Here is a 22,412-nt window from a genome sequence, read left to right as displayed (position 1 = left end):
TGCGGATCGGGCATGACCCGAAGAAAGGCTTGAGATGGCACGCTTGACGATCAAAGGGATTTCGAAGGCCTTCGGCGCTTCGTTCGCAGTGCGCGATTTCTCGCTCGATGTCGATGATGGCGAGCTCGTCTGCCTGCTCGGACCATCGGGGTCCGGCAAGTCCACGCTTCTTCGCATGATCGGCGGTTTCGAACGACCGAGTGCAGGTTCAATTCTCATCGACGCCAAGGATGTTACGACACTTGCGCCGGAGAAGCGCCCGACAGGGATGGTGTTTCAAAGCCATGCGCTCTGGACGCATATGGACGTCTTCAACAATATTGCATTCGGGTTGAAGATACGCAGGTTGCCGAAACCCGAGATCGCAGAGCGCGTAGAAAGCGCGCTCGCACTTGTCGGCCTTTCCAACTACGGAAAGCGGATGACGACACAACTTTCGGGCGGGCAGCAGCAGCGTGTGGCGCTGGCGCGCTCGCTCGTGCTCGAGCCGAAGATCCTGCTGCTCGACGAGCCTTTTGCCAGTCTCGACCAGCATTTGCGCGAGCGCCTGCGGGAAGAGGTGCGCGACATCCAGCAGCGCCTCGGCATCACGACCCTGTTTGTCACTCATGGGCAGGACGAGGCGCTGGCGCTTGCCGACCGGGTCGTCGTCATGCGGGATGGCGGCACGGAACAGACCGCACCGCCGGACCTCATTTACCGCGAACCGAAGACCGAATTCGTGGCAGGTTTTATCGGCTCCATGAATTTCGTTCGCGTGAAGGTCCGCAACGGGATCAGCGAACATCCGGACTTTTCGCTTGCAGTTCCGGTCGAAGACGGCGATCTCGTGCTCGCCTTCCGACCGGAAGCGCTCTCGCTCAGCCGGTCAAAGAAGTCAGGCGCCGGCATCGTGCATCGCAGCATCGATTTCGGCACTCACAGGATCGTCGATATCGACCTTGCGGACGGCACGCGGCTCAAGGCCATGACGTCACCGGATGTCGATTGGACAAGGGGCTCCCTTGTGGAACCGGCAGCCACCGCCTATTTCGCCTTTCGTGACAACAAGCTCGTCCATCGGTCGGCCGCCGCCGGCGAGCTGCAAACCGATCGGATGCTTGGACATGTCTGACCGCAGGGGGATTGCCGTCGAAACAGGTGCGCACCGGACATGGCTGAAATGGCATCGTGGCCATCGCTTCGCCGGCGACATCTCATTCACGCGCCGGCGGATTGCCGAAGGCATGTTGCTCGGCGCCAGCGTCGAGATAGATCTCATTCGTTTTTGCGGCGAAGGTTTTGCGGTTCTTCACGATGAAACACTCGATCGGGCCACGACGGGCACGGGCCGTGTCCTGGATGCTTCGCAGGAGTATCTGCGTGGCTTGCAGCTTCGCGATGATACCGGCGTGCCGGCAGATCACCCGGTGATGCTGATCGACGATCTCGGGCAGCTTCTTCTTGCGGGCGAATGCGATGAAAATGCCGTCCTGCAGCTGGATCTCAAGGAGGCGTCGGCGAGTATCCGCGACGTGGATATTACCGCCTTTGCCGCAGCAATGTCGCCGGTCGCACGGTCGGTCATTCTGTCTGGGGGCGACGCTGGAGCCGTCGAACGGCTTTCCGGCGCGGTTCCCGACATGCCGATCGGCTATGACCCTTGTCACGACGGGGCGATTGAGCGCTTGATCGAAAGCCGCGACTTCGCAGGTTTCGTGGAAACAGCGCTGAAGGCATCGCCGCGCGCGCGAATGTTCTATCTCTATTACGAACTGGTGCTCTTCGCCGACGCTGCAGGTTATGACCTCATTGACGCCTTCCATCGCGCTGACCGCCGCGTCGATGCCTATACCATCACGGCAGCCGTTCCCGAAGTCTTGCCGAAGGTTCGACGGCTTCTTGCGCTGAAAGCGGATCAAATCACGACCGACGATCCGGTCGGGCTGGAAGCGCTGCTGGTCAAGCACCTGTAAGTCCCGAGCTCAGTTAAACCCCTGGACAAGCCACGGATGGATCGCCCTATTTGCGGCGAGGATATCGCCGTTTGCCGTGACCGGCCCGCCGGAAAAGGCCGAAACATGTCCGCCAGCCTCTTCGACCAGAAGGAGCGACGCGCCATAATCATGCAGCGACAGGCCGTCTTCGAAGAAGCCGTCCAGCCGTCCGCATGCCACATAGGCAATCGAAAGTGCTGCTGAGCCCAGCCGCCGCACACCAGCCGTATTGACCATCAGCCGCTTGAGCGCGGTGAAGTAAGTGTCCTCGCTGACGGCTTTCACTTGTCCTGGAACGGGCAGTCCAGCGCCGATCAGGACGCTTTCGATTTCGGCGTTCTCGATGCAGCGGATCGGCTCGCCGTTCAGATAAGCGCCGCCGCCGGCCTCCGCGCTGAACAGTTCATCCTGCATCGCATCATAGACGACACCGGCCACGATGCGGCCACCTTCGGCGATCGAAATCGTCATGCCGAAATGCGGAATGCCCCAGGCGTAGTTTGTCGTGCCGTCGATCGGGTCGATATAGATGACAGGTGTGCTTGCCTCGGCATCACGATTGCCGACGGCTTCCTCTCCTTTGATCGCGTAAGTGGGAAAGGCTTTCGCCACCTCATCGACGATGATCCCCTCGACCGCCACATCGATTTCCGTCTGGTAGTCACGCGGAGCCTTCGACACGATCTCGCTCACCAGCCGCCGCTTTAGCGACCTGCGGGCGGTTTGCCCCGCTTTCAGTGCCGTATTTGCGAGAAGCAAAAGGCGTTGCGAGGCCGCCGGTGACAAGCGGGTGGAGACCGAGGACGATGTCATGAAGAATTCTTATGGAGATTGCGGATTTCGTTTGCCCAAAGCTTTCGCAGAGGCGCATGAAGTTTTTGTGACGCGAGAGGGCATGGATGCAGACACGATTGTGTCCCTGTGCACAACAATAGCCGGGACGACGCACTCGTCCCGGCTAACAAAGGCTCTGTCAACGCGCCGTCTCAGATGCCGATCTTGCCGCCGCCGATCTTGGTGATGGCAAGTACAGACGGGCGCACTGGCATGTCATCCTTGAAGTCTGGCCACCTGGTGGAAAGATCCTCGTAATAGGATGGGCGGCCATGGCCCGCCCAGTCATCACCGCCGTCCCCGGGATGCTGCACGGCGACGAAAGCCGTTTCGTCATCCGGGGCAAAGAGCGGACCACAGAGCTCGGCACCGACCGGGACGCGGAAGAACAGGCGAGAGGTGGCGCGGGCGTCACCCTCGGTGTCGACAGCCCAAAGGCCGTCAGTGCGGCCGGTGGCCTTGTTGTTATTGCCGTCCGTTGCGACCCAAAGACGGCCGGCCGAATCGACGGCGCAGTTGTCCGGCATGCCGAACCAGCCGTTCTTGGAAGTTTCGGTCGAGAAAGTCGCGCCGACTTCGGCAACCGAAGGATCGCCGCACTTCAAGAGAACTTCCCATTTGCCTGAAGTTGCTGAGTAATCGCCGCCATCCTCGGTGATCTCGATGATGTGACCGAAAGCGTTGTCGGGGCGGGGATTTGCGGCGTCCACCTGATCGGCCTTGCGCTTGCTGTTGTTGGTCAGCATGACATAAACCTTGCCGTTGACGGCGTTCGGTTCGATGTCTTCCGGCCGGTCCATTTTCGTTGCGCCGATAATGTCGGCGGCGCGACGCGTCTCGATGAGAACGTCGGCCTGGCTGGCAAAGCCGTTTTCGGCTGACAGCGGTCCCTGGCCGAAGATGAGCGGCAGCCACTGCAACGTACCGTCCTCGGCAAATTTGGCCACGTAAAGCGTGCCCTCATCGAGGAGATCAAGATTGGCGGCACGATCGTTCGCATTGAACGTTCCCGACGTCACGAACTTGTAGACATAGTCGAAGCGTTCATCGTCGCCGAGATAGAAGACAACACGGCCGTCCTTGCTGACGATCGATGCCGCTCCCTCATGCTTGGTACGGCCAAGAGCGGTGCGCTTCTTCGGGGTCGCGGTCGGATCCATGACGTCGACTTCGACGATCCAGCCAAAGCGATTCGGTTCGTTCGGTTCCTTGGAGAGGTCGAAGCGGTCGTAGTAATTGGCCCAATCATATCCGCCTTCCGGCACGCCGTAGCGCTTGTAATTGGCGGCTTCCTTATGGCCTTCCGGCAGTTCGCCGGAGAAATAGCCGTGGAAATTCTCTTCAGCCATGATGTAGGTGCCCCAAGGGGTCACGCCGCCGGCACAGTTGTTGAGCGTGCCGATGACGCGCGTGCCGGTGGCGTCCGCCGAGGTCTTGACCCGATCATGACCGGCAGCCGGGCCGGTAAGCTGCATTTCCGTGGTAGAGGTGATGCGGCGGTTGTAGCGGCCTTCCGGAACGACCTGCCACTTTCCGTCGACCTTGCGGATCTCGACGATCGTGCCGCCATGCGCGGCCATTTCGACGTCGACTTGTTCCTTGCTGAGCTTGCCCTGGGAGATCTTCCCGTCGACGATCTTGACGATGCCGGGAAACATCAGGTGCGGGTTTGTATATTCGTGGTTTACGACAAGCAGCCCGTTTGTCGAAGAACCTTCAAGCGGGATGAAGCCGACATAGTCGTTGTTGTAGCCGAATTGCCGGCGCTGGGCTTCTGCCGTCTGCTTGGTCGGGTCGAAGGCCGGTGCGTCGGGGAAGAGCGCGTCGCCCCAACGCAAAAGGACGTCGGCGTTGTAACCTTCGGCGACGTGATGGTTGACATCCACGCCGGCCTCGACTTCCGGGAAGGAGAAGGCAGAAGCGCCATTCGCGCGCGCCTTTTCCGCCGTCATCAACGCCACTGGGCTGACGGTCGCGGTAATGGCGGCAACTGCAAGCGAACCTTGGAGGAAACTACGGCGCGAAAAGCGCTTGCTGATGATTTCGCCCATGGTCGGATTGAGGCTCGAATTGTGGCCTTCGCCATCTGCGTCTTCAAGTTGCGTCGTGGGGAATATCTTTTGAGAAAGATGTTCATTCATGGGACTGGCTCCAAAGTTGAGAACGGCCCCCTAGTTTTGGAGCCATTCTAAACTTAGGGCTGGGATATTACGGAAATGCGACAATTGCCTTGCCGCTCGCTCGTAACCCGTCGTCGTCGGCTGAATTTAATGCCGCGTCATTTTATGCCAGTTCTGGACATCCTTCGCCGTGATCCAGATGCGGCCATCGAAGGCGATCTCGCCCTGATCGAATTTCCGGCTTGCAATAAGTTCGAGTACGCTCAGATCCTGCGGCAGCCACCGTGGGTCGGGCGCAGCCTGAACACCAGCAAGCGCATCTTTCGTCACACACACGGCTTGATGTGTGTCCTCGGCCTTCATGACGATAAGCGCATCGTTGCCGATCAGGTTGAACGTGTCCGGTAAAGCGATAAGCTGCATTTGCAAACTCCTTGGCGAAGATATCCAGCCCAAGCGCCACGTGCCTGAAGCGGCAAAGCCCGCCACGCGACGTGCTGCCTTGCTATCGCGGAAAAGCAGCGCCCCATTGATAGGCCGGCATGGTTAACGAAAGGTTGCCGGCTCCCAGCCCGTAGGCTGCCAACAGGGCCAAATTTCGTCGGCAATCTCCCTTATCCACAGCAGGATTTGCAGGCCGGGCTTGCTTTTCTCGAACGCCGCGGCTGAGATAGTAGGTGAAAATTTCGTCCGCAAGGCATGCGCGACCTCGTCCCGTTCCTGCACATCGGCCATTCAGATGCGTCCGCTGTAAAGCGGTCCTTAATTTAGACCGAAAGAAACTTTTTAACGGGAACACGCCGACCGCATGGGATGATAACAATAGCGTCGAACTGAGAATCAAATGTTGAATGGCCTGCACGAACGGCTCCCGCTTCGTGTCGGTGATACAACCGCGGAGCGCTGCATGACGAACGAAAAATCCGGCCCACCACGGGCTTTCCTTGTGGCGGTGCTTTTTTCCCTCAAGCGCGCTTTCCTGGGTGTCGGAGCCACGAGCTGCATTGTCAACATATTGGCGCTCACTGGCTCCTTCTTCATGTTGCAAGTCTATGACCGGGTGATTCCGGGTCGAAGCCTGCCGACACTTGCCGGGCTTGCGATCATTGCAGCAACGCTCTTCATCTTCCAGGGATTGCTCGATTTTATCCGTTCGATGCTTTTGATGCGCGCCGGAGCCGCTGTCGACGAGCGTTTGGGAGGCGACGTCTATAACTCCCTGATCCTGTTGCCCTCGCGGATGCGAATGCCGGGCGACGGTCTGCAGTCGATCCGCGATCTTGATACAGTACGCGGTTTTCTCTCCGGCCCCGGGCCAACGGCGCTGTTCGATATGCCGTGGATGCTTTTTTACATCGGTCTGTGCTTTCTCTTTCACGTCTGGATCGGTGTCACGGCGCTTGCCGGTGCGGTGATGTTGATAGGCCTTACAGCACTCGCCGAATTCAAGTCCCGCAAACCGGCAAAAATTGCCGCAGAGCTTTCCGCGCGGCGACTGAATCTTGCCGAAGCGACACGGCGAAACTCCGAGGCCGTGTTGGCCATGGGGTTCGGGTCGTTGCTAGCCACCAAATGGACCGAGGTTAACAACCGGTATCTTGCCAATCATATCTCGGCGACGACCGTCACGACCAGTCTGATGTCGATCTCAAAAGTCCTTCGGATGATGCTGCAATCCGGTGTGCTGGCGGTCGGCGCCATCCTGGTCGTCAGGCAAGAGGCGACGCCCGGCATCATGATCGCAAGTTCCATCCTCGTCAGCAGGGCGCTGGCACCTGTGGAGCTTGCAATCGGACAATGGAAGGGCTTTGTCGCCGCCCGGCAAAGCTGGAGCAGACTGACGAAGCATCTGGAACTGCTGCCGGCCGAGGAGCGGCATGTCGACCTGCCTGCACCGACCGCCAACCTGTCCGTGGAAGCGCTTCACCTTGCCGTTCCTGGTACCCGGACGATGGTACTGCGCGGGATCTCGTTCAAGGCAGAGGCCGGAGACGCCGTCGGCGTCATCGGGCCGAGCGCATCTGGAAAATCGTCGCTTGCCCGCGGACTCGTCGGTCTTTGGAAACCTATCGGCGGCTCGGTGCGTCTCGACAAGGCGTCCCTTGATCAGTGGGACCCGTCGTCGCTCGGCCGGTCGATCGGCTATCTGCCGCAGGAAGTGTCGCTTTTCGAAGGCTCCATTGCCGAAAATATCGCGCGTTTCGACAGAAATGCCCCGTCCGAGAAAATCATTGCAGCGGCAAGAGCTGCGGGCGTCTATGAGATGATCGTGCAGTTTCCCGATGGCTTCGATACCCAGATCGGAGAGAACGGATCGATGCTTTCGGCCGGGCAACGCCAGCGCATTGGCCTGGCGCGCGCGCTCTATGGCGATCCTTTCCTTGTCGTCCTGGATGAGCCGAACTCGAACCTCGACAGCGATGGCGAGGCAGCGCTCGCTCAGGCGATCGCAGGCATCCGGGCACGCAAGGGCATTGCCATCGTTATTGCTCACCGGCCAAGTGCGTTGGCGGCCGCCAATCTTGTTCTGGTACTCGCCAATGGACAGCTTCAGGCCTTCGGGGCGAAGGACGAGGTTCTCAATAAGGCAACTGTTTCGACGGCTCCGCGCAGTAGCACGCTGACGGTTATAGCGGGAGGCGACAGTTGATCGACAAGCGAGCTCCCATATCCGAAGCTGCAATCAGCCGCCTTACGACAATCGCACTCGCGATGGTCCTGCTTCTGGTCGGCGTGGTTGGAGGTCTCGGAGCCACGACCTATCTCTCCGGCGCGGTGATTGCGAACGGCACGCTTGTCGTCGACAGCTACGTGAAGCCCGTTCAGCATCAAAAGGGGGGCACTGTCGGGAAAATCTTCGTCAAAAACGGCGGGATGGTGGAGGCTGGGCAGATCCTCGTGCATCTGGACGACACGCAATTGCGGGCAAACCTCGCAATCATCTCCCGGCGACTGAACGAGCTGTCGGCGGCCTCTGCCAGGCTGGGCGCCGAACGGGACGGCGTTGAGGAGATTGGGTTTCCCGATAGCCTGTTAGAACAGGCGGGCGAAGCTGGAGACGGCGGCATCATCGAAGGCGAGCGCCGATTGTTCGAAGATCGCCGGACATCGCGTGCCAGCAGAAAAGCCCAGTTGCGCGAACGCATCCAGCAATTGCGGCAGGAAGCGGAGGGACTTGTCGCCCAGCAGACCGGCAAGAAGGCAGAGATGGCGCTGATCGACAAAGAGCTTGCGAGCGTCAGGCGCCTGTTCGACCAAGGTATCGTGCCAGTCAACCGTCTCTATGCCCTTGAACGCGAGTCCGCGCGCCTGACGGGCGAACTCGGCAGCCTTGTGGCAAGCCTTGCGCAGACGAACGGTAAGGTGACCGAGACGGAATTGCAGATCATTCAGATCGATGACGATCACCGCAGCGAAGTATCGGACGAACTGCGCAAGACGCAGAGCGACATCGGAGAATTCTCCGAACGAATGGTCGCCGCAAGAGACGAACTGCGGCGCGTTGACATCCGGGCGCCTCAGACAGGTATCGTCCATCAGCTTACGGTCCACTCCGCCGGCGCTGTCGTTCCGCCCGGCGAGCCGATCATGCAGATCGTGCCCGCCCGCGATACGCTGACGCCCGAAGTCCGCGTCTTGCCCCAGGACATCGATCAGCTATCCATCGGCCAAGAGGTCAGGCTGCGATTTTCTGCCTTCAACCAAAGGAACACGCCCGAAATCAACGGTACCGTGCAGCAGATTGCCGCCGATCTGACGACGGATCGGGAGAGCGGCACGACCTACTATGCCGTCCGGATCTCGGTTGATCAGAGCGAATGGAGCCGATTGGGCGGCCTTGTGCCCGTCCCCGGCATGCCGGTGGAAGCATTCGTGCAAACAGGTGCGCGTACTGCTCTCGCCTATTTGACGAAGCCTCTGACCGACCAGGTGGCACGCGCGTTCCGGGAGGACTGAGTGATCTGGCGGGCGCGTGCGAGGGCAAGCGCAAGTCTTTTCCGTGTCACTATGGATCACTATGGTCCGAACGCCAGATGGTGGCACAGCCGCAAACGCGCGGCGATATTTCCATTAGGTCTGTTGCAGGCTTTCCGGGGAGGTTGAAGCTAAAACCAATCGACAGGTGTCAAAACCGTTTAAATCGTCGTCTATTATCGCAAGGCAGAAAACGAAGGAGAATCATATATGGCAAGCTCGGTTACGAACGCCGTTGGTAAATCACTCTTTTATAGCGGTGCATCGAGCGCCTGGTTTTCGGCCAAAGGTTCAGGCCCTGTGCTGAATGGGACGAGCGGCAACGATTCGATCTGGGGCGACGCCTCCGTAAACGTTACCATGCAGGGCGGAACGGGTGACGACATCTATTACCTTTACTCCAGCATCAATCGCGCGGTGGAGGCCGCGAACGCCGGGGTCGATACCATCAGCACCTGGATGAGCTATACGCTTCCTGAAAATTTCGAAAATCTGACCGTCACCGGCAGCGGCCGCTACGCCTTTGGCAATGCGGCGGACAATATCATCACCGGCGGATCCGGCAGTCAAACGATAGATGGTCGCGCGGGCAACGATGTCCTCATCGGCGCCGGCGGTTCCGACACGTTCATCTTCACGCGCGGCAACGGCAGCGACCTTGTCGTCGATTTCGGCACCGACGATACCGTCCGATTGAACGGCTACGGGCTGTCGAGCTTCGATCAGGTCGTAAGCCACCTCACACAGGAGGGCGCAAACCTGCGGCTCGATCTCGGTGGCGGAGAAAGTATCGTTTTTGCGAACAAAACCGTCGCCGACCTCAGCGCGGATCAGTTCCAGCTGACGCTCGACCGGTCCGCACTCACGCTCACATTTGCCGATGAATTCAACAGCCTGTCGCTGCGCAACGGTGACCAGGGCGTCTGGGATGCCAAATTCTGGTGGGCGCCGGAAAAGGGCAGCACGCTCCCCGGCAATGGCGAACTCCAGTGGTACATCAATCCGTCCTATTCTGCGACCTCGGCCGTCAATCCCTTCTCCCTTCAGAATGGGGTGCTTACCATAACAGCGGCGCCGGCCTCCGAAGCAATCCAATCGCAGATCAACGGCTACGATTATACGTCGGGCCTCTTGAACACGCATTCCTCCTTCGCTCAGACCTATGGGTACTTCGAAATGCGCGCCGACATGCCGACCGAACAGGGTGCCTGGCCGGCTTTCTGGCTGCTGCCTGAAGATGGCTCGTGGCCGCCGGAACTCGACGTCGTCGAGATGCGGGGTCAGGATCCGAACACCGTCAACGTGACAGTCCACAGCAACGAGACCGGCTCGCGCACCACGGTCTCGACGCCGGTCAAGGTCCCAAGCACCGATGGCTTCCACACCTATGGGGTCTTGTGGGACGAAGATCAAATCGTCTGGTATTTCGACGATGTCGCCGTTGCTCATGCCGATACGCCGGCCGACATGCATGATCCAATGTACATGTTGGTAAACCTCGCCGTCGGCGGCACGGCCGGAACGCCTGGTGCCGGCTTCGCCGATGGGGCACAGATGAAGATAGACTACATCCATGCCTATTCGCTCGATGATGCACCGGTCACGGCCAGCGCCCAATCCGCTGCAACCGACTGGCACATTTAACATCTGCCCCGGCCGATGATCGACGCGAATCTCAAGCGACAGACTTGGTTCCGAGCGCTTCGACGGTGAACGGGTCGTGCACTTGAGCGCCATGGCCATGGCGCTCAATCAGCCGCTTGGACGCGGCGCGCGTTAAGGCTGCCTTATTCTTAATATATTATAAACTCGGGATATTTTACCTTGGCTCGATGAAGGGGCTCCGAGCATCGATTCTTTCCTGCCTTTGTCTGCTTGCTTTCATCGCTGAAGCAGGGGGGCTGCTTGCGGCGGATGTGTCGCCCTGGAAGAGTTCAAACAACGCGCTGGTTGTCGACGCCTATGAAATGAATGCGATCGATTGGCAGGCCTTGCTCAAGGACGAGCGCGTCGCGGCCTTTATTTCCAAGGCATCCGATGGTCTGCCCGAGAGCTTCAGCTGCGAGGGAGAGCACCGTGGAGACACGTTTGCGCATTGCAAGACGATGTGGCGGAAATACGCGGTAAGCCGCGAGCTCTATACGAGCCGCCGGATGATTGCCCGACAGAACGGCTTGCTCTGGGGTGCCTACCATGTCGGCCGGCCCGGCAATCCCATCGACCAGGCCAATCACTTCCTCGACTATGCGACGCCGGATGCGGACGATCTGATGATCCTCGATATCGAAGGCATCGACCCCGATCGGTTCATGTCACTCGAGGATGCGCAGATATTTGTCGGGCACATCAGGGCGAGAACCGGACGCTATCCGATCCTTTATACCAACCATGATACGGCACGCTATATTGCCGCATATCGGCGGGACTACAGTGTACTGGCTAGGCTGCCCCTTTGGTATGCGCGTTACAAGCCGGACATCCGCAAGGTCTTCCCGCTTGGGAACTGGCAGAACTATTTTCTCTGGCAGTTTTCTTCCGCCAGCAACTGTTCAAAGCGGCGCTGTCCATATCGCGTGCCGGGCACGCTGACCGATATCGACGTGAACGTCGCAGCGATGTCCAAGGAGGAATTGCGGCGTGCCTGGCCCCAAGGCGGTCTCCTGCGCCCTGCCGAGCCCGATCCTCCGCTGATCCTTGCAAAGATCGAATTCGGCTCCGTGCCGCTTGAAGCGCCGCAACCTGACCTTATCGTAACGTCTTCAATTTCACCCTCCGGCCGCTGACGAGCACTTGATCAGCCCATCGTTGGTGGCGTCCAATCGAACCGGGTCTTCAGGGGATGCCGGATCGTAAAAGGGAAACGAAACACCCTGTTAACCAATGCAGCCGGAAGTGAGGCAGACCCGGAACCGTTCTGGGATGAAACCGTTCCCGCTTCGGGAGGTGCTGCGTCATGAAAAGGGCTATCTGGGATACTCCAATCACTCTTGAGGATCCGGCAACGGGCATTGTGCAAACGGTCAAGACCGTGCGACAAGCCAAGTCGATGCTTGATCGTTCCTGGCCGGCTTATCATGGAAGCCAGTACCGACGAGCAGGGCAGATGTGTGACGACGCTCTGAATGGCGGGGGCGACGGGACTAAAGCCCGGCAAGCATTCATTGCTGCTGCGGTCGAAGCCCACTTCCGTTTGAGCTGACAGAAAATTCCCGCCGTATGGGCAGCCGGCAACCGAGCGCGGGTGCTAACGTCCGATAAAGACGTGTATGCTGCCATGCGCAGGCAGTCCGCGATAGATCAGCGGCTGGTGCTTGCGGCAGTACCACCGTGTGGCGCCGGTGCTCTCCTCGAAGCCGTAACAGCCCCATTGCGTGCAACGGATGCCACTTTCATCTTCATGGTCGCAGTAATGGTTCTCATGGACGTTTGCACCCGGCGCTGTCGTGTGTTCTTCGAGACTCATCCTGGCAGTCCTTCCAAGAGCGGTATTAAGCGCGTCCATTTTCGTTTGGGCAATCTCTGGAAATGCACCTCCAATCCTTCTAGTTCCTTCCAGGGATCGCAATACCCATGACTTCGCCGCCGTGCCGTGAAATCTAGACGACCATGCCTCCAATAAGCTTTGTTTTCCGGCGCATTTTTGATAGCTTGATTGCAATTGCGCTGGAACTCACCAACACTGAAAAGTTCCGCGCTTCTGTCACGAGATGAATGTCCGGCGTCACGTGCCGCACCAATGGACAGGCAAAATCGCCCGCAAGATGCCAACCTCCAAGGAGGTGTAAGATAAGATCTTTGGGGGCGATCAACACACGACCGAAGTTTCTCGACAAACGCCTCGAGCTTGGCAGGCAATTCGCCGATCGATGACCTCAGCCGTGCTTTGGACAAAATTCACGCGGGGCGTTCTGAGCCAAGGGCCGTGTGGCAGTCGTGGAGGATTTTCAGTATCGCGGTTCAGGCCTGGACGCGACATAGATCGCGGCAACCGCCATCAGAATTCCAGCGCCAACCATGGCAATTGCTGAAGGTCTGAAAAATACGAGCAGAATGAGAAAGCTGCAAATCATCGAGATACAGGCGACAAGCTTATGACGTCGCCGGATCGCCCCTTGGCGCCGCCAATTTCGCAGTGGCTCGCCGAAGCGCGGATGGGCAAGCAGCCAGCGCTCAAAGCGCGGGGAGGAGCGGGAGAATAGAGCAGCGGCAAGGATCAGGAACGGAGTCGTCGGAAGCAGCGGCACGAAGACACCAATAACGCCGATTGCAACGAAACCAAAGCCAAGGGCAGCAAACAGCAATCGCACGGAATGTCCTTTCATCAAGCGGCTTCAGCCGTTCAACCGCTCCAAAGCGCCGATCGCCCTGCCGTTTCTCCTATCAGCATACCATAGGGATGCGCGGACAATAGGATTGCAGTGCGCGCCGTTCAACCTTGCGCAAATCCGCTTTTCCACCAAACCGAATATCTCGGTAAAAGCGACCAGGCATACAACGCACGCCTAGAGACGCGATCAGGGACAAGACCGGAAGGGATCCAGAATGCAGATAACGCGCGACGACAATGGTGACTTCATCCTCAATCCCGCAGAGCTTTCCTCGCGCTTCGGCCTCTCCGGAGCCGAGTTCAGGCGAAAACTGCAGATGGGATTGGTTGCAAGTACCGTGGAAATTGGTGAGGGCGAGGATCTCGGCCTGCAGCGGCTGAGCCTCAGGATCGGCAATCGCATTTGGCGCGCGATCCTCGACAACTCCGATACAGTCATTTCCGAGGAAATGACCTTCGCCCGGGCTGGCACGATGAAAGGGAGCAGCCGCCGGAAGCTTGCGTAGAAGCGGCTATTCGCCACCTATTTCCGTTCATTCTTGCCGTGGGCTATCTCATCAGGGGGCAGGGACCTTGTCCTCGTCTGCAATACCCTTCGTGAAGGCCTTATGCCCTGGGAGAAGTCGCCATCAACGTCGGGATCTTGCCGCGATCTTCGGCCTCAATGACGATCCCGGCATTGGTCGCTCCAAGGCATCGAGGAACCCCGGGGTGATGAAACGCTCCAGGGCGAGAACACGGTCGAGGAGATGTCGCCAATGACACGACACCGCAACGCGGCCTCGACCCAAGGCAGAGGTGTCGTACGAGGAAATGGCGAGCGACAGAGGCGGTCAGCTTCTTCGACATCGGCACGCGCTTCCTCGGCAGCGACACTCGGCTATCGCCAAATCATAAGCCGGCGCCTGCACGGCAGGTGGACCGAGGGCGGCGATAAGCTTGGCCGCGCTCCGCTCTCAGGGGATGGACCTCCATATGGTCCATCTGTCGTCCCGCTACCTTTGCGTTGCGTCCTCACGCTCCATGGCTTCGGCAGCCATGTACATCAGGTCGTGCATCTTCTCGCGAAGAAGTGCTTCATCGGCAGCCCGGCCAGCGGCACTGAAGTCCGCGCGAATCTTCTGCAGCAGATTCGAGTCTTCCGGCGAAGCGATGGCTGTTGCCACAACCTCGTTCACATACGCGTCGACGTCGTTGCGGCCGATTGCAGCGGCAACCCATTCCGCCAGCAGGCGATTTCGGCGGGCGCGGACCTTAAGCGACCGCTCAAAGTCGAGAATGTATTTGTCTTCAAGCGCCCGTCTTCTATCGTCCAAGGATGTCATGCGAAAACTCCTTTTCCTTGCCGCGGCGCAAAAGGCCGTGAGCATCGAGTGCGACCGGGCCGAAACAGGACTTTGCTTGTGCGTCATGACGTAACCTCCGTTTTGAGGCGACGGTGTGCGCGAGAGACAAGGCGCGTTGATAGCGATCAAACCCGACCATCTGAAAACGCTGCGAGAGGGTTAGCCGTTCCCAAATTGGCGCAGGACTTCGAATCTATTCCTCACTTCGCCCGCCACAAGGAACCGCGTTATGGCGGCCAGACAGATGGCCACCCTCAAACCCGCGCGGATATCCGGGCGATAAGAGAGCACTTTCGAACCCCTGTTCACAGTCGAAATCCAGGAGTTCGGTTTATCCTCCTGGATCTTGCTCCTCTTGGCGCACAGGAGACCCAAGCAAAAGTCTCAAGTTGGCCCGAAGCCGCCCCACATCCCGGCGATCCGGAAGGACCGGTGCGGAAAAGCAACCTACGTCATGTCAGGCATCGAACACGGGAAGAATATCCTCTTCATTTCGAATTCGCCGCAACACTTCCCAAGTCAGCCGCCGCAAGGTTTGTAGACTGAGTCCGCAATATCCCAACTGCTCAAGGCGAAGCAGAAGTAGAGCAGCGTCCAACTGGATCATCATCGACTGGCGCGATGTGTTCGAGCACGCCGGGGGTGGGACGAATCAGGATCCCACGAGAGCTAAAGCGTGCTCCTCAACCCACTCGATCTCAAGGGCCACCTCGTCGAGCACACCGCGACGAGCGAGCTCGACCTCCCAGCCAGAACCGTCGGCGACGAGCTTCCACATGTGTTCTTGCAATTGGCGCATCCGCTCGATTCCCGCGTGCACGACGCCAATCTCAGGCTCGAGATCATACGCGTCGAGCAGCAAGCGAAAGCGGCGAGCCTTTTCGGCAACGCCGATCGGGAGCCCGTGTGCTCGACACTTCGCGTCACGCCAGAACGGCACCCAACGCCAGGCGATGAACCCAAGGTCCCAGGCGCGAGGCCCCGGAGCCGCGGTGTCCCAATCGATGAACGCCACCGGAAGGCCTGCTCGAAAGATGGTGTTCCATGGCGCGAGATCGTTGTGACAGACCGTCTCGACAGGCTCGCGAGACTCCAAGCGCCATCCGCGGCTGGCCGAGGGAAAGGTCGACGCGGCATCGTGATAGGAACGCATGAGCGCGCCGAGATGCACGAGCACGTCGTCACGCCAAACATAGTCTGGGAGACGACTGTCGAAGCGGCCACCGTGGTCCGGGATGAAGCCGGCACCTCGGCCGACCTCGCCCTCAATATAAGTCAGAACTTCTCGCCCTTGGTGGTCAAAGCCCAGCGCACGCGGCGCGCCAGCAAATCCTTTACGCTCGATGTGCTGCAACAGATCGAGGACAGCCGGTGACCAAGAGCGACCGTCGCGCCGAACTGTCTGGCCGACTCGAACGACTGTCGAGTCTGCACCGCCGTCGAGGGGGATCTCTGACTCAACCATACACCTATCTAACTCCCATTATCCCGCGTGTGCGGTGCAGATGGCCCACCTTGGCCAAGGTTCCTGCAGGTGAGTCTGATTGCAAGAAACGCGGCGAGCCGTCTTTTTATACTTAAGCTGGGAGCATGCGTCATCCCGCGCCGAAACGCTACGTTTCATGGACAAAACCACCAATTTCCTAATTTCGCTCTCTGGCTATGAAATTGAAGGGCTGATTGGAATTGACGCTCCACGAACGATGCCGCTGTATCACAGCTGCTCGGACTATGTCGTGTTGGAACGCGGCTACCCGCCAAACACCGCCAGTGCACATGCGGAATTTGAGAACTGTCCGCCGATGCGAGATGCGGCGGCGGGACTCATGCCGCAGAGCTCCTCGAGGGCGATACTGACCGGTATCGACTCAAGTGCGGGCATGCTGGAAGGGGAGGCGAGAGCACCTAATGAAAATCAATCGAATTTATGCTTTCAAGCTAATTGCCGGAAGCGCGGATGACCTCGGATACGAAGCGACCGAAGACGATGCGCGTACGGATCGACCGTGGTCGGTGTTGCCAGACCAGCAAAAGGATCATCCGCCAGAGGGTGAAGGGTGATTGGATGAGCCTTAAAGGATCGACATTCAGATTCCCGACTTCGCTCTTCCAGACTGTGCACGTCGGTCTCGTCAGTTCCAAATGGTGCGGTTTCGGCTCTGTAGCTGAGTGAGTGAGTTTATCGATGACCCAATAACAAAGGCGTTCTTGGATCGTCATGCCTGACCTGCCTGTTGCACCACGGTTTTGGCCATGTTTGTTGCTTTTGTTCCAGGCCGGATTCGCAACACAGGTGGGCGGTGTAGCACGGACCGTTTAGACCTTTGTTGCTTTCTGCATGGCTGCGAAGGCAGAAGGCGAAACCTATGGCCTGCCGCTTTTCCCTCGGCGCGTCCATCGGGATCGATAGTTTCGGGCGACTATATCGTTCCAAGGATTCCACGATGGCCGAACCCGTACTGCCGCCTGCAACATGGAAGCTGTTCCGGCGTGGAAGGTTCAGATTGATGAAAACATCGCATACTTTTTCGACGTTGAGGCAAACTTGCATTGCGTTTTTTCACGTTCGAATGCGTTTTTGATGGCGCTCGCCAGGAAATGCTTGGCCGTATAGTGTTTTTCGACGGAAGAGCGTAAATTAAACCGAATTTGAATAGGCGAATGCGTTTTTGAATAGGTAAGCTTCAACGATGAGCGAATTTCCAATCGGACAGAATTGGCTGAGGACGCATCTGCGATTGGATTGCCCCGCGCCAGCCGTCGAGTCCTGGTGCGGCCAGACGTCTCGGAAAACATATGTAGAAGAGGGTAGGGTCGTTGAGAAGTACCCTCTCGTCTATGCTCCCGAAGAAAGCATCGCGGGAAACCTCAAATTCGCTCTGAAGCATGAAACACTCGACATGGGCGTTATCGCCCAGACTATGAACAAGGTCGATCCGGCAGAGATCGAAGCCTGGATCAAAGCCGAGCCAAAAGGCGCGTTCGCCCGCCGCGCATGGTTTCTCTTTGAATGGTTCACTGGAACACGACTTTCTCTGCCGGACGCGGGTACCGTGAACTACGTCCACGCACTGGACGAGAAGAAAAACATCGGTGCGGCCGGAAGGTTCTCACAACGCCACAAGGTCGTCGACAATATGCTCGGCGTGCCGGGACTATGCGTCACCGTACGTTCCACGAGGCCGATAGCCGATGCAAGAGCGTCGGAAATCAACAGGCAAGCTGAAGACATCGTGAACGACTGCGATCCGGCACTCCTCGCCAGAGCGATCCAGTACCTGTTCACCAAGGAGACGAAATCCTCCTTTGAAATCGAGCGCGAAGAACCCACCGCGCAGAGAGCAGAACGGTTCGCTGCCGCGCTGAGGAACATCGCGGCCTTCGATCCGGCGAGCAAACGCGATCTCGTCGAGCTGCAGAATACGATCGTCGACCCGAGGTATGCCGCAGATGACTTCCGCGATTTCCAGAACTTCGTCGGGCAGACGATCGGCCCGGGCTTTGAAAAGGTCCATTTCATCGGCCCGAAACCCGAGGACGTCGAGCCGTTGATGGCGGATTGGTGTTTGTTGACTGAGCGGCTCAAGGGCATGTCGGACCCGGTGGTAGCGGCCACGATCGTCGCCTTCGCTTTCGTCTACATACACCCGTTCGAAGACGGCAACGGGCGAATTCACCGCTTCCTGATCCACAACATCCTGTCCAGAGAAGGCTTCACCCCTCCCGACTTTCTCTTCCCGGTATCCGCCGCCATCGTCCGTGACGAAAGGGCATACGAGGCAACGCTTGAAACGTTCTCGCGTCCCGCCTTGGAAAGAACGGACTGGCGATGGGAAAGGGACCACAGCATCGTCGTCAGGAACGACACTGCCCACCTCTACCGATATTTCGATGCCACTCCATCGGTGGAGTTCATCTATCAAAAGATCGGCGAGACGGTTCAGAAAGACCTCAGGGAGGAACTCGACTACATTCGTTATTTCGACGCCGGCTACTCGGCTTTGACCGACATAATTGATATGCCCAACCGCAAAGCAGCTTTGTTTGTCAAGCTGTGCCTGAAGAACGGCCACATCTCAAACAAAAAACGCGGCTTGTTTGCGGAGATGACTGATGACGAGCTTTCGCTTCTGGAAGCCGCTGTGGCGGCGGCAGTGCAGCGCGTGAAGGATGGTTTGGATGCCGACGACGATGATACCTAGGAACTCTCGGGACGCACGCCGGCGTGACCGGCGAAACCGCCTGCCAGTTCCATAAGATAGATTATGTGATGTTTGCGTGTAGCCGCAAAGTTAAAGTGTCCTGATTCTGCAAAGTTGGAATGTCACATTCTCCCCGGTTTTGATGACGGCGGAGATTGCGGATGGGACTGATTGCGATGAGCGAGCGTGATCTGCAGCGGATCGAGATTTTGTCGAAGGTGATCGCCGGCCGCATGACGCTGGTGTCGGCGGCGCATGTGCTTGATCTGAGCACGCGCCAGGTGCGTCGTCTGCTGGAGCGGATCAGCACGAGCGGCGCGGCATCGATCCGGCACAAGGCGATCGGCCGAGCCTCGAACAACCGGATCAGCGACGGCATTCGCGATTATGCGCTGGCGCTGGTTCGCGAACGTTATGCCGACTTCGGTCCGACATTGGCGGCCGAGAAGCTTGCCGAACGCGATGGATTGCGTGTGTCGCGCGAGACCTTGCGCCAATGGATGTCGGCGGCCGGTCTGTGGCTGTCGCGCAAGCAGCGGCGGACGTTTCATCAGCCGCGGCTGCGTCGCGAAGCCTATGGCGAGCTGGTGCAGATCGATGGCAGCGAGCATCGTTGGTTCGAGGATCGCGGACCGGCCTGTTCGCTGCTGGTGTTCATCGACGATGCGACCGGCAAGTTGATGCAGTTGCGGTTCGTACGATCGGAGAGCACCTTCAGCTATTTCGAGGCGCTTGAGCTCTATCTGAAGGAGCATGGTGCGCCGATTGCCTTTTATTCCGACAAGCATACGGTGTTCCGGGTTCCCAAAAAAGACGCCAAGGGCGGCCAGGGCATGACCCAGTTCGGGCGTGCGCTTTGCGAGCTAAACATCGAGATTCTTTGTGCAAACTCGAGCCAGGCCAAGGGTCGGGTCGAGCGGATGAATCGGACGCTACAGGATCGTTTGATCAAGGATCTGCGCCTGGAGGGCATCTGCGGCATGGACGACGGCAACGCTTTCCTGCCGCAGTTCATGGCGCGGTATAACCAGCGGTTTGCCATCGCCCCTACCCGTTCCGACAATCTGCATCGGCCGGTGAATCTCGCGTTGGACCGGCTCAGGGACATTCTGTGCAAGCGTGAGCAGCGTTACGTCGGGGCGCAGCTGACGTTTTCGTTCGAGCGCAAGCGGATCATGCTGGAAGAGACGGAGGTGACGCGCGGACTGGTCGGTCGCTATGTCGAGACCTATGCCTATGCCGATGGCCGGCTGGATGTGCGCTGGAAGGGGCATTCCCTGCCCTACCGGGTGTTCGACAAGGACCAGCGGGTGACGCATGCGGCGATCACCGAGAACAAGCGGCTCGGTGATGTGCTGGCCTATATCAAGGAGCGACAGGATCAGCAGACGAAGCCAGTTGTGAAGACCAACAGTGACAAAAACGGCTACGTCAAACGTGCTCGCGGCCCGGGACGGCGGAAGGATTTCATGGGCGATCCGGTGGTGATTGTGCGGCGGGAGAAGGCGTTAGCACGGCAGGCATTGGCCGAGTGAACTTTCGAGATAAGGTCAATGGACGCTGATCGGGGCTTGCTTATCGGCTTCCAGCTTTAAGCAGGCGTCCCACAACGGTGTCTTGCGATAGGTTCCGTCCTGCCAAATGGTCAGTCCCTCGCGCTCTTCGTGTAGCAATCCCAGCCAGCACAGCGGCTGGATGATGTCGTAGCGGAGCGACGACCGTTCCGTCCAGGTTTCGACCGTCATCTCTGCCGGCGCTGGGTACGTTTCGCTCGGGTATAGCTCGTTCGCCAGGTCGTCGAGAGAACAATGCGTTCCTGCTTTCATATTGATAAGATTGAGAAAGACGTGCCACCAACGCATCCGATTGCGGACGGCCTCCTGCGTCTGCCCATGATGGATATAAGCATAAAGATAATCCGTCGCGACCAGATCAAAGTAGGCTCTCGGCCTTGCGAGGAAGTCCCAGCCACGTTTGGTCGGCAGTAGTAGGTCTTTCCTTCGACGAAGAAGTTTGAGGTGGTAAGCCATGTCGCGCACCACCCAAAGCGGTGGCATGTCGGATTCGTTGAGAACTTTGTTGATGCTATATAGATCATCGACGGTGAAGCCGGGCCACTTGAAGTGAACGGCGGCCCAATGAACGAATTTCCGGTTCATGGCCCCTGTTGCTGTCAAGCCGATACCCGCTTGCGTGTCGGCATAGGACAGAGCCAGGATCATGCCGCGCATCAGCGGCGAGAGAGCGGCGACATCGACGTCACCCAGCAGCCTGATTTCTGGAAGCATGCGCGGTCCTGACTTCAACCCTGCACCATGCAGGTACCGACAAGTATCAACCGGCGACAGAACAATTGCTACTGAGAAAGCTAAAGCCGAAGGGATGGCCCTCACCCGCCCCGATCTTCCCTTGCAACCCGGACCAGCCGGTTAGATCGGGGCTGGTCGGCGTGCCTTAGGGCAGCTCAAATTGACATTTTTACTTTGCGCTAAAGCGGACAGTTCAACTTGGCTGCCACATTGCGTGTAAACGGGGTGGGTTCAAGGATGAAGTGCGACTTGCGATAGATACCAATGGGTTATCACTCGCAAGGAATGCTCATGAGACGCACCTACTCCCAGATCGATATGGATGAACGTGTAAGATCGCTCGCTGGCGAGCGGCCGGCCTGAGCGCCACGGTCATTGCCGAGAAGCTTGGACGGCATCGTTCGACGATTTTCCGCGAGCTCAAGCGGAATGCGTTTGAGGATCCGCAGATGCCGGATCTGAGCGGCTACTATTGCGTGACCGCCAACGAGATGGCACGTGAACGCAGAGCCAAGCTGCGCAAGCTCGCCCGCTTCGTCCATGTGCGCCAAGCGGTGATCGAGCGGATCATGCATGGCTGGTCGCCACAGCAGATCGCCGGCCGCATGCGGCTGGAGCGCCATCCGATTTGCGTCAGTTACGAGACGATCTACAAGTTCGCCTATTCCGCAGACGGTCAGGCCATCAAGCTGTGGCGGCACCTGCCGGAGCGTCGCGCGAGACGGAGACCGCGGCATGCCCGACGCCGTCACGGTCGCCGCTTCAGCCCGGAACTCAACATTCTTCACCGTCCTGACACGGTCGCCGAACGCAAGCAGTTCGGGCATTGGGAGTGCGATCTCATTTAGTTTCGCAAGAAGTTCGGCAAGGCCAACGTGACGTCACTGGTGGAGCGGGTCAGCCGCTTTGCTGTCTTCCTGCGCAACAACGACCGGCAATCGAAGCCGATCATGGACGGGCTGATTGAGGTGCTCCAGCCCCTACCCCACGCCGCTCGACGCTCCATCACCTTCGACCGGGGCACTGAGTTCAGCGAATGGCCCTATCTTCAGGCTGGCATCGGAACGCAGACATGGTTCTGCGACCCGCAGTCGCCCTGGCAGAAAGGCACGGTCGAGAACACCAATGGCCGGGTTCGCAAATGGCTTTCGAGAGAGGTGGATCCCCTGTCGATCAGCGACGGCGAGCTGAGGGACATCTGCGACCGGCTCAACTCGACGCCGCGGAAGTGCCTGGGCTACCGAACGCCCGCGGAAGTCTTCCGCAAGAAACTGCTCGCGCAAATGCGACGTGTCGGTTAGCGTCACACGTGCAGGTCGCAGT

General features: G+C 58.7%; 20 protein-coding genes and 2 pseudogenes. 13 read left to right on the top strand and 9 right to left on the bottom strand.

The annotated features are described in order from the left end of the window. Positions 1-34: 34 nt before the first annotated feature. Complete coding sequence (locus tag QA644_RS26840) at positions 35-1,114, top strand: ABC transporter ATP-binding protein (RefSeq protein ID WP_194731179.1); 1,080 nt, start codon at positions 35-37, stop codon at positions 1,112-1,114. Continuing rightward, positions 1,107-1,955: a glycerophosphodiester phosphodiesterase gene (locus tag QA644_RS26835; RefSeq protein ID WP_283073940.1), complete on the top strand. Its 849-nt coding sequence runs from the start codon at positions 1,107-1,109 to the stop codon at positions 1,953-1,955. The genes QA644_RS26840 and QA644_RS26835 overlap by 8 nt, the downstream gene beginning before the upstream one ends. 9 nt (positions 1,956-1,964) lie before the next feature. Here QA644_RS26835 and QA644_RS26830 read toward each other — a convergent pair whose 3' ends face one another. The 4 genes from QA644_RS26830 to QA644_RS26815 all read right to left on the bottom strand — a co-directional run bounded on the left by QA644_RS26830 (position 1,965) and on the right by QA644_RS26815 (position 5,665). Further along, positions 1,965-2,789, bottom strand: a complete 825-nt coding sequence (locus tag QA644_RS26830; protein ID WP_283073939.1) for an inositol monophosphatase family protein — start codon at positions 2,787-2,789, stop codon at positions 1,965-1,967. Between the two features lie 173 nt (positions 2,790-2,962). Then, on the bottom strand, positions 2,963-4,951 hold the full coding sequence (locus tag QA644_RS26825) for a PhoX family phosphatase (protein WP_283073938.1): 1,989 nt from the start codon (positions 4,949-4,951) through the stop codon (positions 2,963-2,965). Positions 4,952-5,077: 126 nt separating this feature from the next. After that, positions 5,078-5,353 carry a hypothetical protein gene (locus tag QA644_RS26820; RefSeq protein WP_283073937.1) on the bottom strand — a complete coding sequence of 92 codons (276 nt, stop codon included), beginning with the start codon at positions 5,351-5,353 and terminating at the stop codon, positions 5,078-5,080. 123 nt (positions 5,354-5,476) lie between these two features. Continuing rightward, a complete protein-coding gene (locus tag QA644_RS26815) occupies positions 5,477-5,665 on the bottom strand; it encodes a hypothetical protein (RefSeq protein ID WP_074071861.1) in 189 nt (62 codons plus the stop codon). A 172-nt stretch (positions 5,666-5,837) separates the two neighbouring features. Between QA644_RS26815 and QA644_RS26810 the strand changes: the two genes are divergently transcribed. From QA644_RS26810 to QA644_RS26790, 5 genes are all read left to right on the top strand, one after another. Beyond that, entirely contained in the window at positions 5,838-7,580 is a 1,743-nt protein-coding gene (locus tag QA644_RS26810) for a type I secretion system permease/ATPase (protein ID WP_283073936.1), read from the top strand. Continuing rightward, complete coding sequence (locus tag QA644_RS26805; RefSeq protein WP_283073935.1) at positions 7,577-8,887, top strand: HlyD family type I secretion periplasmic adaptor subunit; 1,311 nt, start codon at positions 7,577-7,579, stop codon at positions 8,885-8,887. The genes QA644_RS26810 and QA644_RS26805 overlap by 4 nt, the downstream gene beginning before the upstream one ends. Before the next feature lie 228 nt (positions 8,888-9,115). Then, on the top strand, positions 9,116-10,549 hold the full coding sequence (locus QA644_RS26800; RefSeq protein WP_239600728.1) for a family 16 glycosylhydrolase: 1,434 nt from the start codon (positions 9,116-9,118) through the stop codon (positions 10,547-10,549). A gap of 188 nt (positions 10,550-10,737) precedes the next feature. Next, complete coding sequence (locus QA644_RS26795; protein ID WP_283073934.1) at positions 10,738-11,688, top strand: GH25 family lysozyme; 951 nt, start codon at positions 10,738-10,740, stop codon at positions 11,686-11,688. 170 nt (positions 11,689-11,858) lie between these two features. After that, positions 11,859-12,104, top strand: a complete 246-nt coding sequence (locus QA644_RS26790) for a DUF982 domain-containing protein (protein ID WP_283073933.1) — start codon at positions 11,859-11,861, stop codon at positions 12,102-12,104. A 45-nt stretch (positions 12,105-12,149) separates the two neighbouring features. Here QA644_RS26790 and QA644_RS26785 read toward each other — a convergent pair whose 3' ends face one another. Further along, on the bottom strand, positions 12,150-12,368 hold the full coding sequence (locus QA644_RS26785) for a hypothetical protein (RefSeq protein WP_283073932.1): 219 nt from the start codon (positions 12,366-12,368) through the stop codon (positions 12,150-12,152). 197 nt (positions 12,369-12,565) lie between these two features. Between QA644_RS26785 and QA644_RS26780 the strand changes: the two are divergent. Then, positions 12,566-12,751: pseudogene (locus QA644_RS26780) on the top strand (NapC/NirT family cytochrome c); the annotation flags it as partial. Between the two features lie 98 nt (positions 12,752-12,849). On the opposite strand, the gene QA644_RS26775 reads toward QA644_RS26780, so the two are convergent. Then, the gene (locus QA644_RS26775) at positions 12,850-13,227 is read right to left on the bottom strand and encodes a YbaN family protein (protein WP_283073931.1); all 378 of its coding nucleotides are present in this window, start codon (positions 13,225-13,227) and stop codon (positions 12,850-12,852) included. Positions 13,228-13,447: 220 nt separating this feature from the next. On the opposite strand from QA644_RS26775, the gene QA644_RS26770 reads away from it, so the two are divergent. Further along, positions 13,448-13,738, top strand: coding sequence for a DUF6522 family protein (locus tag QA644_RS26770; RefSeq protein WP_283073930.1), 291 nt, complete (start codon positions 13,448-13,450; stop codon positions 13,736-13,738). Between the two features lie 489 nt (positions 13,739-14,227). On the opposite strand, the gene QA644_RS26765 is transcribed toward QA644_RS26770, so the two are convergent. After that, positions 14,228-14,557 (bottom strand): ATPase inhibitor subunit zeta, encoded by a 330-nt coding sequence (locus QA644_RS26765; protein WP_194731188.1) that lies wholly within the window; start codon positions 14,555-14,557, stop codon positions 14,228-14,230. 673 nt (positions 14,558-15,230) lie between these two features. Next, a complete protein-coding gene (locus QA644_RS26760; RefSeq protein ID WP_283073929.1) occupies positions 15,231-16,043 on the bottom strand; it encodes an aminoglycoside phosphotransferase family protein in 813 nt (270 codons plus the stop codon). 157 nt (positions 16,044-16,200) lie between these two features. Between QA644_RS26760 and QA644_RS26755 the strand changes: the two genes are divergently transcribed. The 3 genes from QA644_RS26755 to QA644_RS26745 all read left to right on the top strand — a co-directional run bounded on the left by QA644_RS26755 (position 16,201) and on the right by QA644_RS26745 (position 20,315). After that, complete coding sequence (locus QA644_RS26755; RefSeq protein ID WP_283073928.1) at positions 16,201-16,539, top strand: hypothetical protein; 339 nt, start codon at positions 16,201-16,203, stop codon at positions 16,537-16,539. Positions 16,540-17,478: 939 nt separating this feature from the next. Further along, entirely contained in the window at positions 17,479-18,780 is a 1,302-nt protein-coding gene (locus tag QA644_RS26750) for a Fic family protein (protein ID WP_283073927.1), read from the top strand. A 161-nt stretch (positions 18,781-18,941) separates the two neighbouring features. Beyond that, positions 18,942-20,315 (top strand): ISNCY family transposase, encoded by a 1,374-nt coding sequence (locus QA644_RS26745; RefSeq protein WP_283071997.1) that lies wholly within the window; start codon positions 18,942-18,944, stop codon positions 20,313-20,315. A 15-nt stretch (positions 20,316-20,330) separates the two neighbouring features. Here QA644_RS26745 and QA644_RS26740 read toward each other — a convergent pair whose 3' ends face one another. Continuing rightward, positions 20,331-21,068 carry a hypothetical protein gene (locus tag QA644_RS26740; RefSeq protein WP_283072350.1) on the bottom strand — a complete coding sequence of 246 codons (738 nt, stop codon included), beginning with the start codon at positions 21,066-21,068 and terminating at the stop codon, positions 20,331-20,333. A gap of 312 nt (positions 21,069-21,380) precedes the next feature. Between QA644_RS26740 and QA644_RS26735 the strand changes: the two are divergent. Further along, a pseudogene (locus QA644_RS26735) lies at positions 21,381-22,390 on the top strand (IS30 family transposase). Positions 22,391-22,412 lie beyond the last annotated feature (22 nt).

The organism is Rhizobium sp. CC1099 (genome assembly GCF_029714385.1).
In the GTDB taxonomy this organism is placed as follows: Bacteria; Pseudomonadota; Alphaproteobacteria; order Rhizobiales; family Rhizobiaceae; genus Rhizobium.
The sequence above is the reverse complement of the archived record's forward strand: the minus strand, read 5'-3'. Positions and strand labels throughout refer to the sequence as shown.

Coding starts and splice junctions, on each gene's coding strand:
- QA644_RS26840 (WP_194731179.1), top strand. CDS start 35: ATGGCACGCTTGACGATCAAAGGGATTTCGAAGGCCTTCGGCGCTTCG.
- QA644_RS26835 (WP_283073940.1), top strand. CDS start 1,107: ATGTCTGACCGCAGGGGGATTGCCGTCGAAACAGGTGCGCACCGGACA.
- QA644_RS26830 (WP_283073939.1), bottom strand. CDS start 2,789: ATGACATCGTCCTCGGTCTCCACCCGCTTGTCACCGGCGGCCTCGCAA.
- QA644_RS26825 (WP_283073938.1), bottom strand. CDS start 4,951: ATGAATGAACATCTTTCTCAAAAGATATTCCCCACGACGCAACTTGAA.
- QA644_RS26820 (WP_283073937.1), bottom strand. CDS start 5,353: ATGCAGCTTATCGCTTTACCGGACACGTTCAACCTGATCGGCAACGAT.
- QA644_RS26815 (WP_074071861.1), bottom strand. CDS start 5,665: ATGGCCGATGTGCAGGAACGGGACGAGGTCGCGCATGCCTTGCGGACG.
- QA644_RS26810 (WP_283073936.1), top strand. CDS start 5,838: ATGACGAACGAAAAATCCGGCCCACCACGGGCTTTCCTTGTGGCGGTG.
- QA644_RS26800 (WP_239600728.1), top strand. CDS start 9,116: ATGGCAAGCTCGGTTACGAACGCCGTTGGTAAATCACTCTTTTATAGC.
- QA644_RS26795 (WP_283073934.1), top strand. CDS start 10,738: ATGAAGGGGCTCCGAGCATCGATTCTTTCCTGCCTTTGTCTGCTTGCT.
- QA644_RS26790 (WP_283073933.1), top strand. CDS start 11,859: ATGAAAAGGGCTATCTGGGATACTCCAATCACTCTTGAGGATCCGGCA.
- QA644_RS26785 (WP_283073932.1), bottom strand. CDS start 12,368: ATGAGTCTCGAAGAACACACGACAGCGCCGGGTGCAAACGTCCATGAG.
- QA644_RS26775 (WP_283073931.1), bottom strand. CDS start 13,227: ATGAAAGGACATTCCGTGCGATTGCTGTTTGCTGCCCTTGGCTTTGGT.
- QA644_RS26770 (WP_283073930.1), top strand. CDS start 13,448: ATGCAGATAACGCGCGACGACAATGGTGACTTCATCCTCAATCCCGCA.
- QA644_RS26765 (WP_194731188.1), bottom strand. CDS start 14,557: ATGACATCCTTGGACGATAGAAGACGGGCGCTTGAAGACAAATACATT.
- QA644_RS26760 (WP_283073929.1), bottom strand. CDS start 16,043: ATGGTTGAGTCAGAGATCCCCCTCGACGGCGGTGCAGACTCGACAGTC.
- QA644_RS26755 (WP_283073928.1), top strand. CDS start 16,201: ATGGACAAAACCACCAATTTCCTAATTTCGCTCTCTGGCTATGAAATT.
- QA644_RS26750 (WP_283073927.1), top strand. CDS start 17,479: ATGGGCGTTATCGCCCAGACTATGAACAAGGTCGATCCGGCAGAGATC.
- QA644_RS26745 (WP_283071997.1), top strand. CDS start 18,942: ATGGGACTGATTGCGATGAGCGAGCGTGATCTGCAGCGGATCGAGATT.
- QA644_RS26740 (WP_283072350.1), bottom strand. CDS start 21,068: ATGCTTCCAGAAATCAGGCTGCTGGGTGACGTCGATGTCGCCGCTCTC.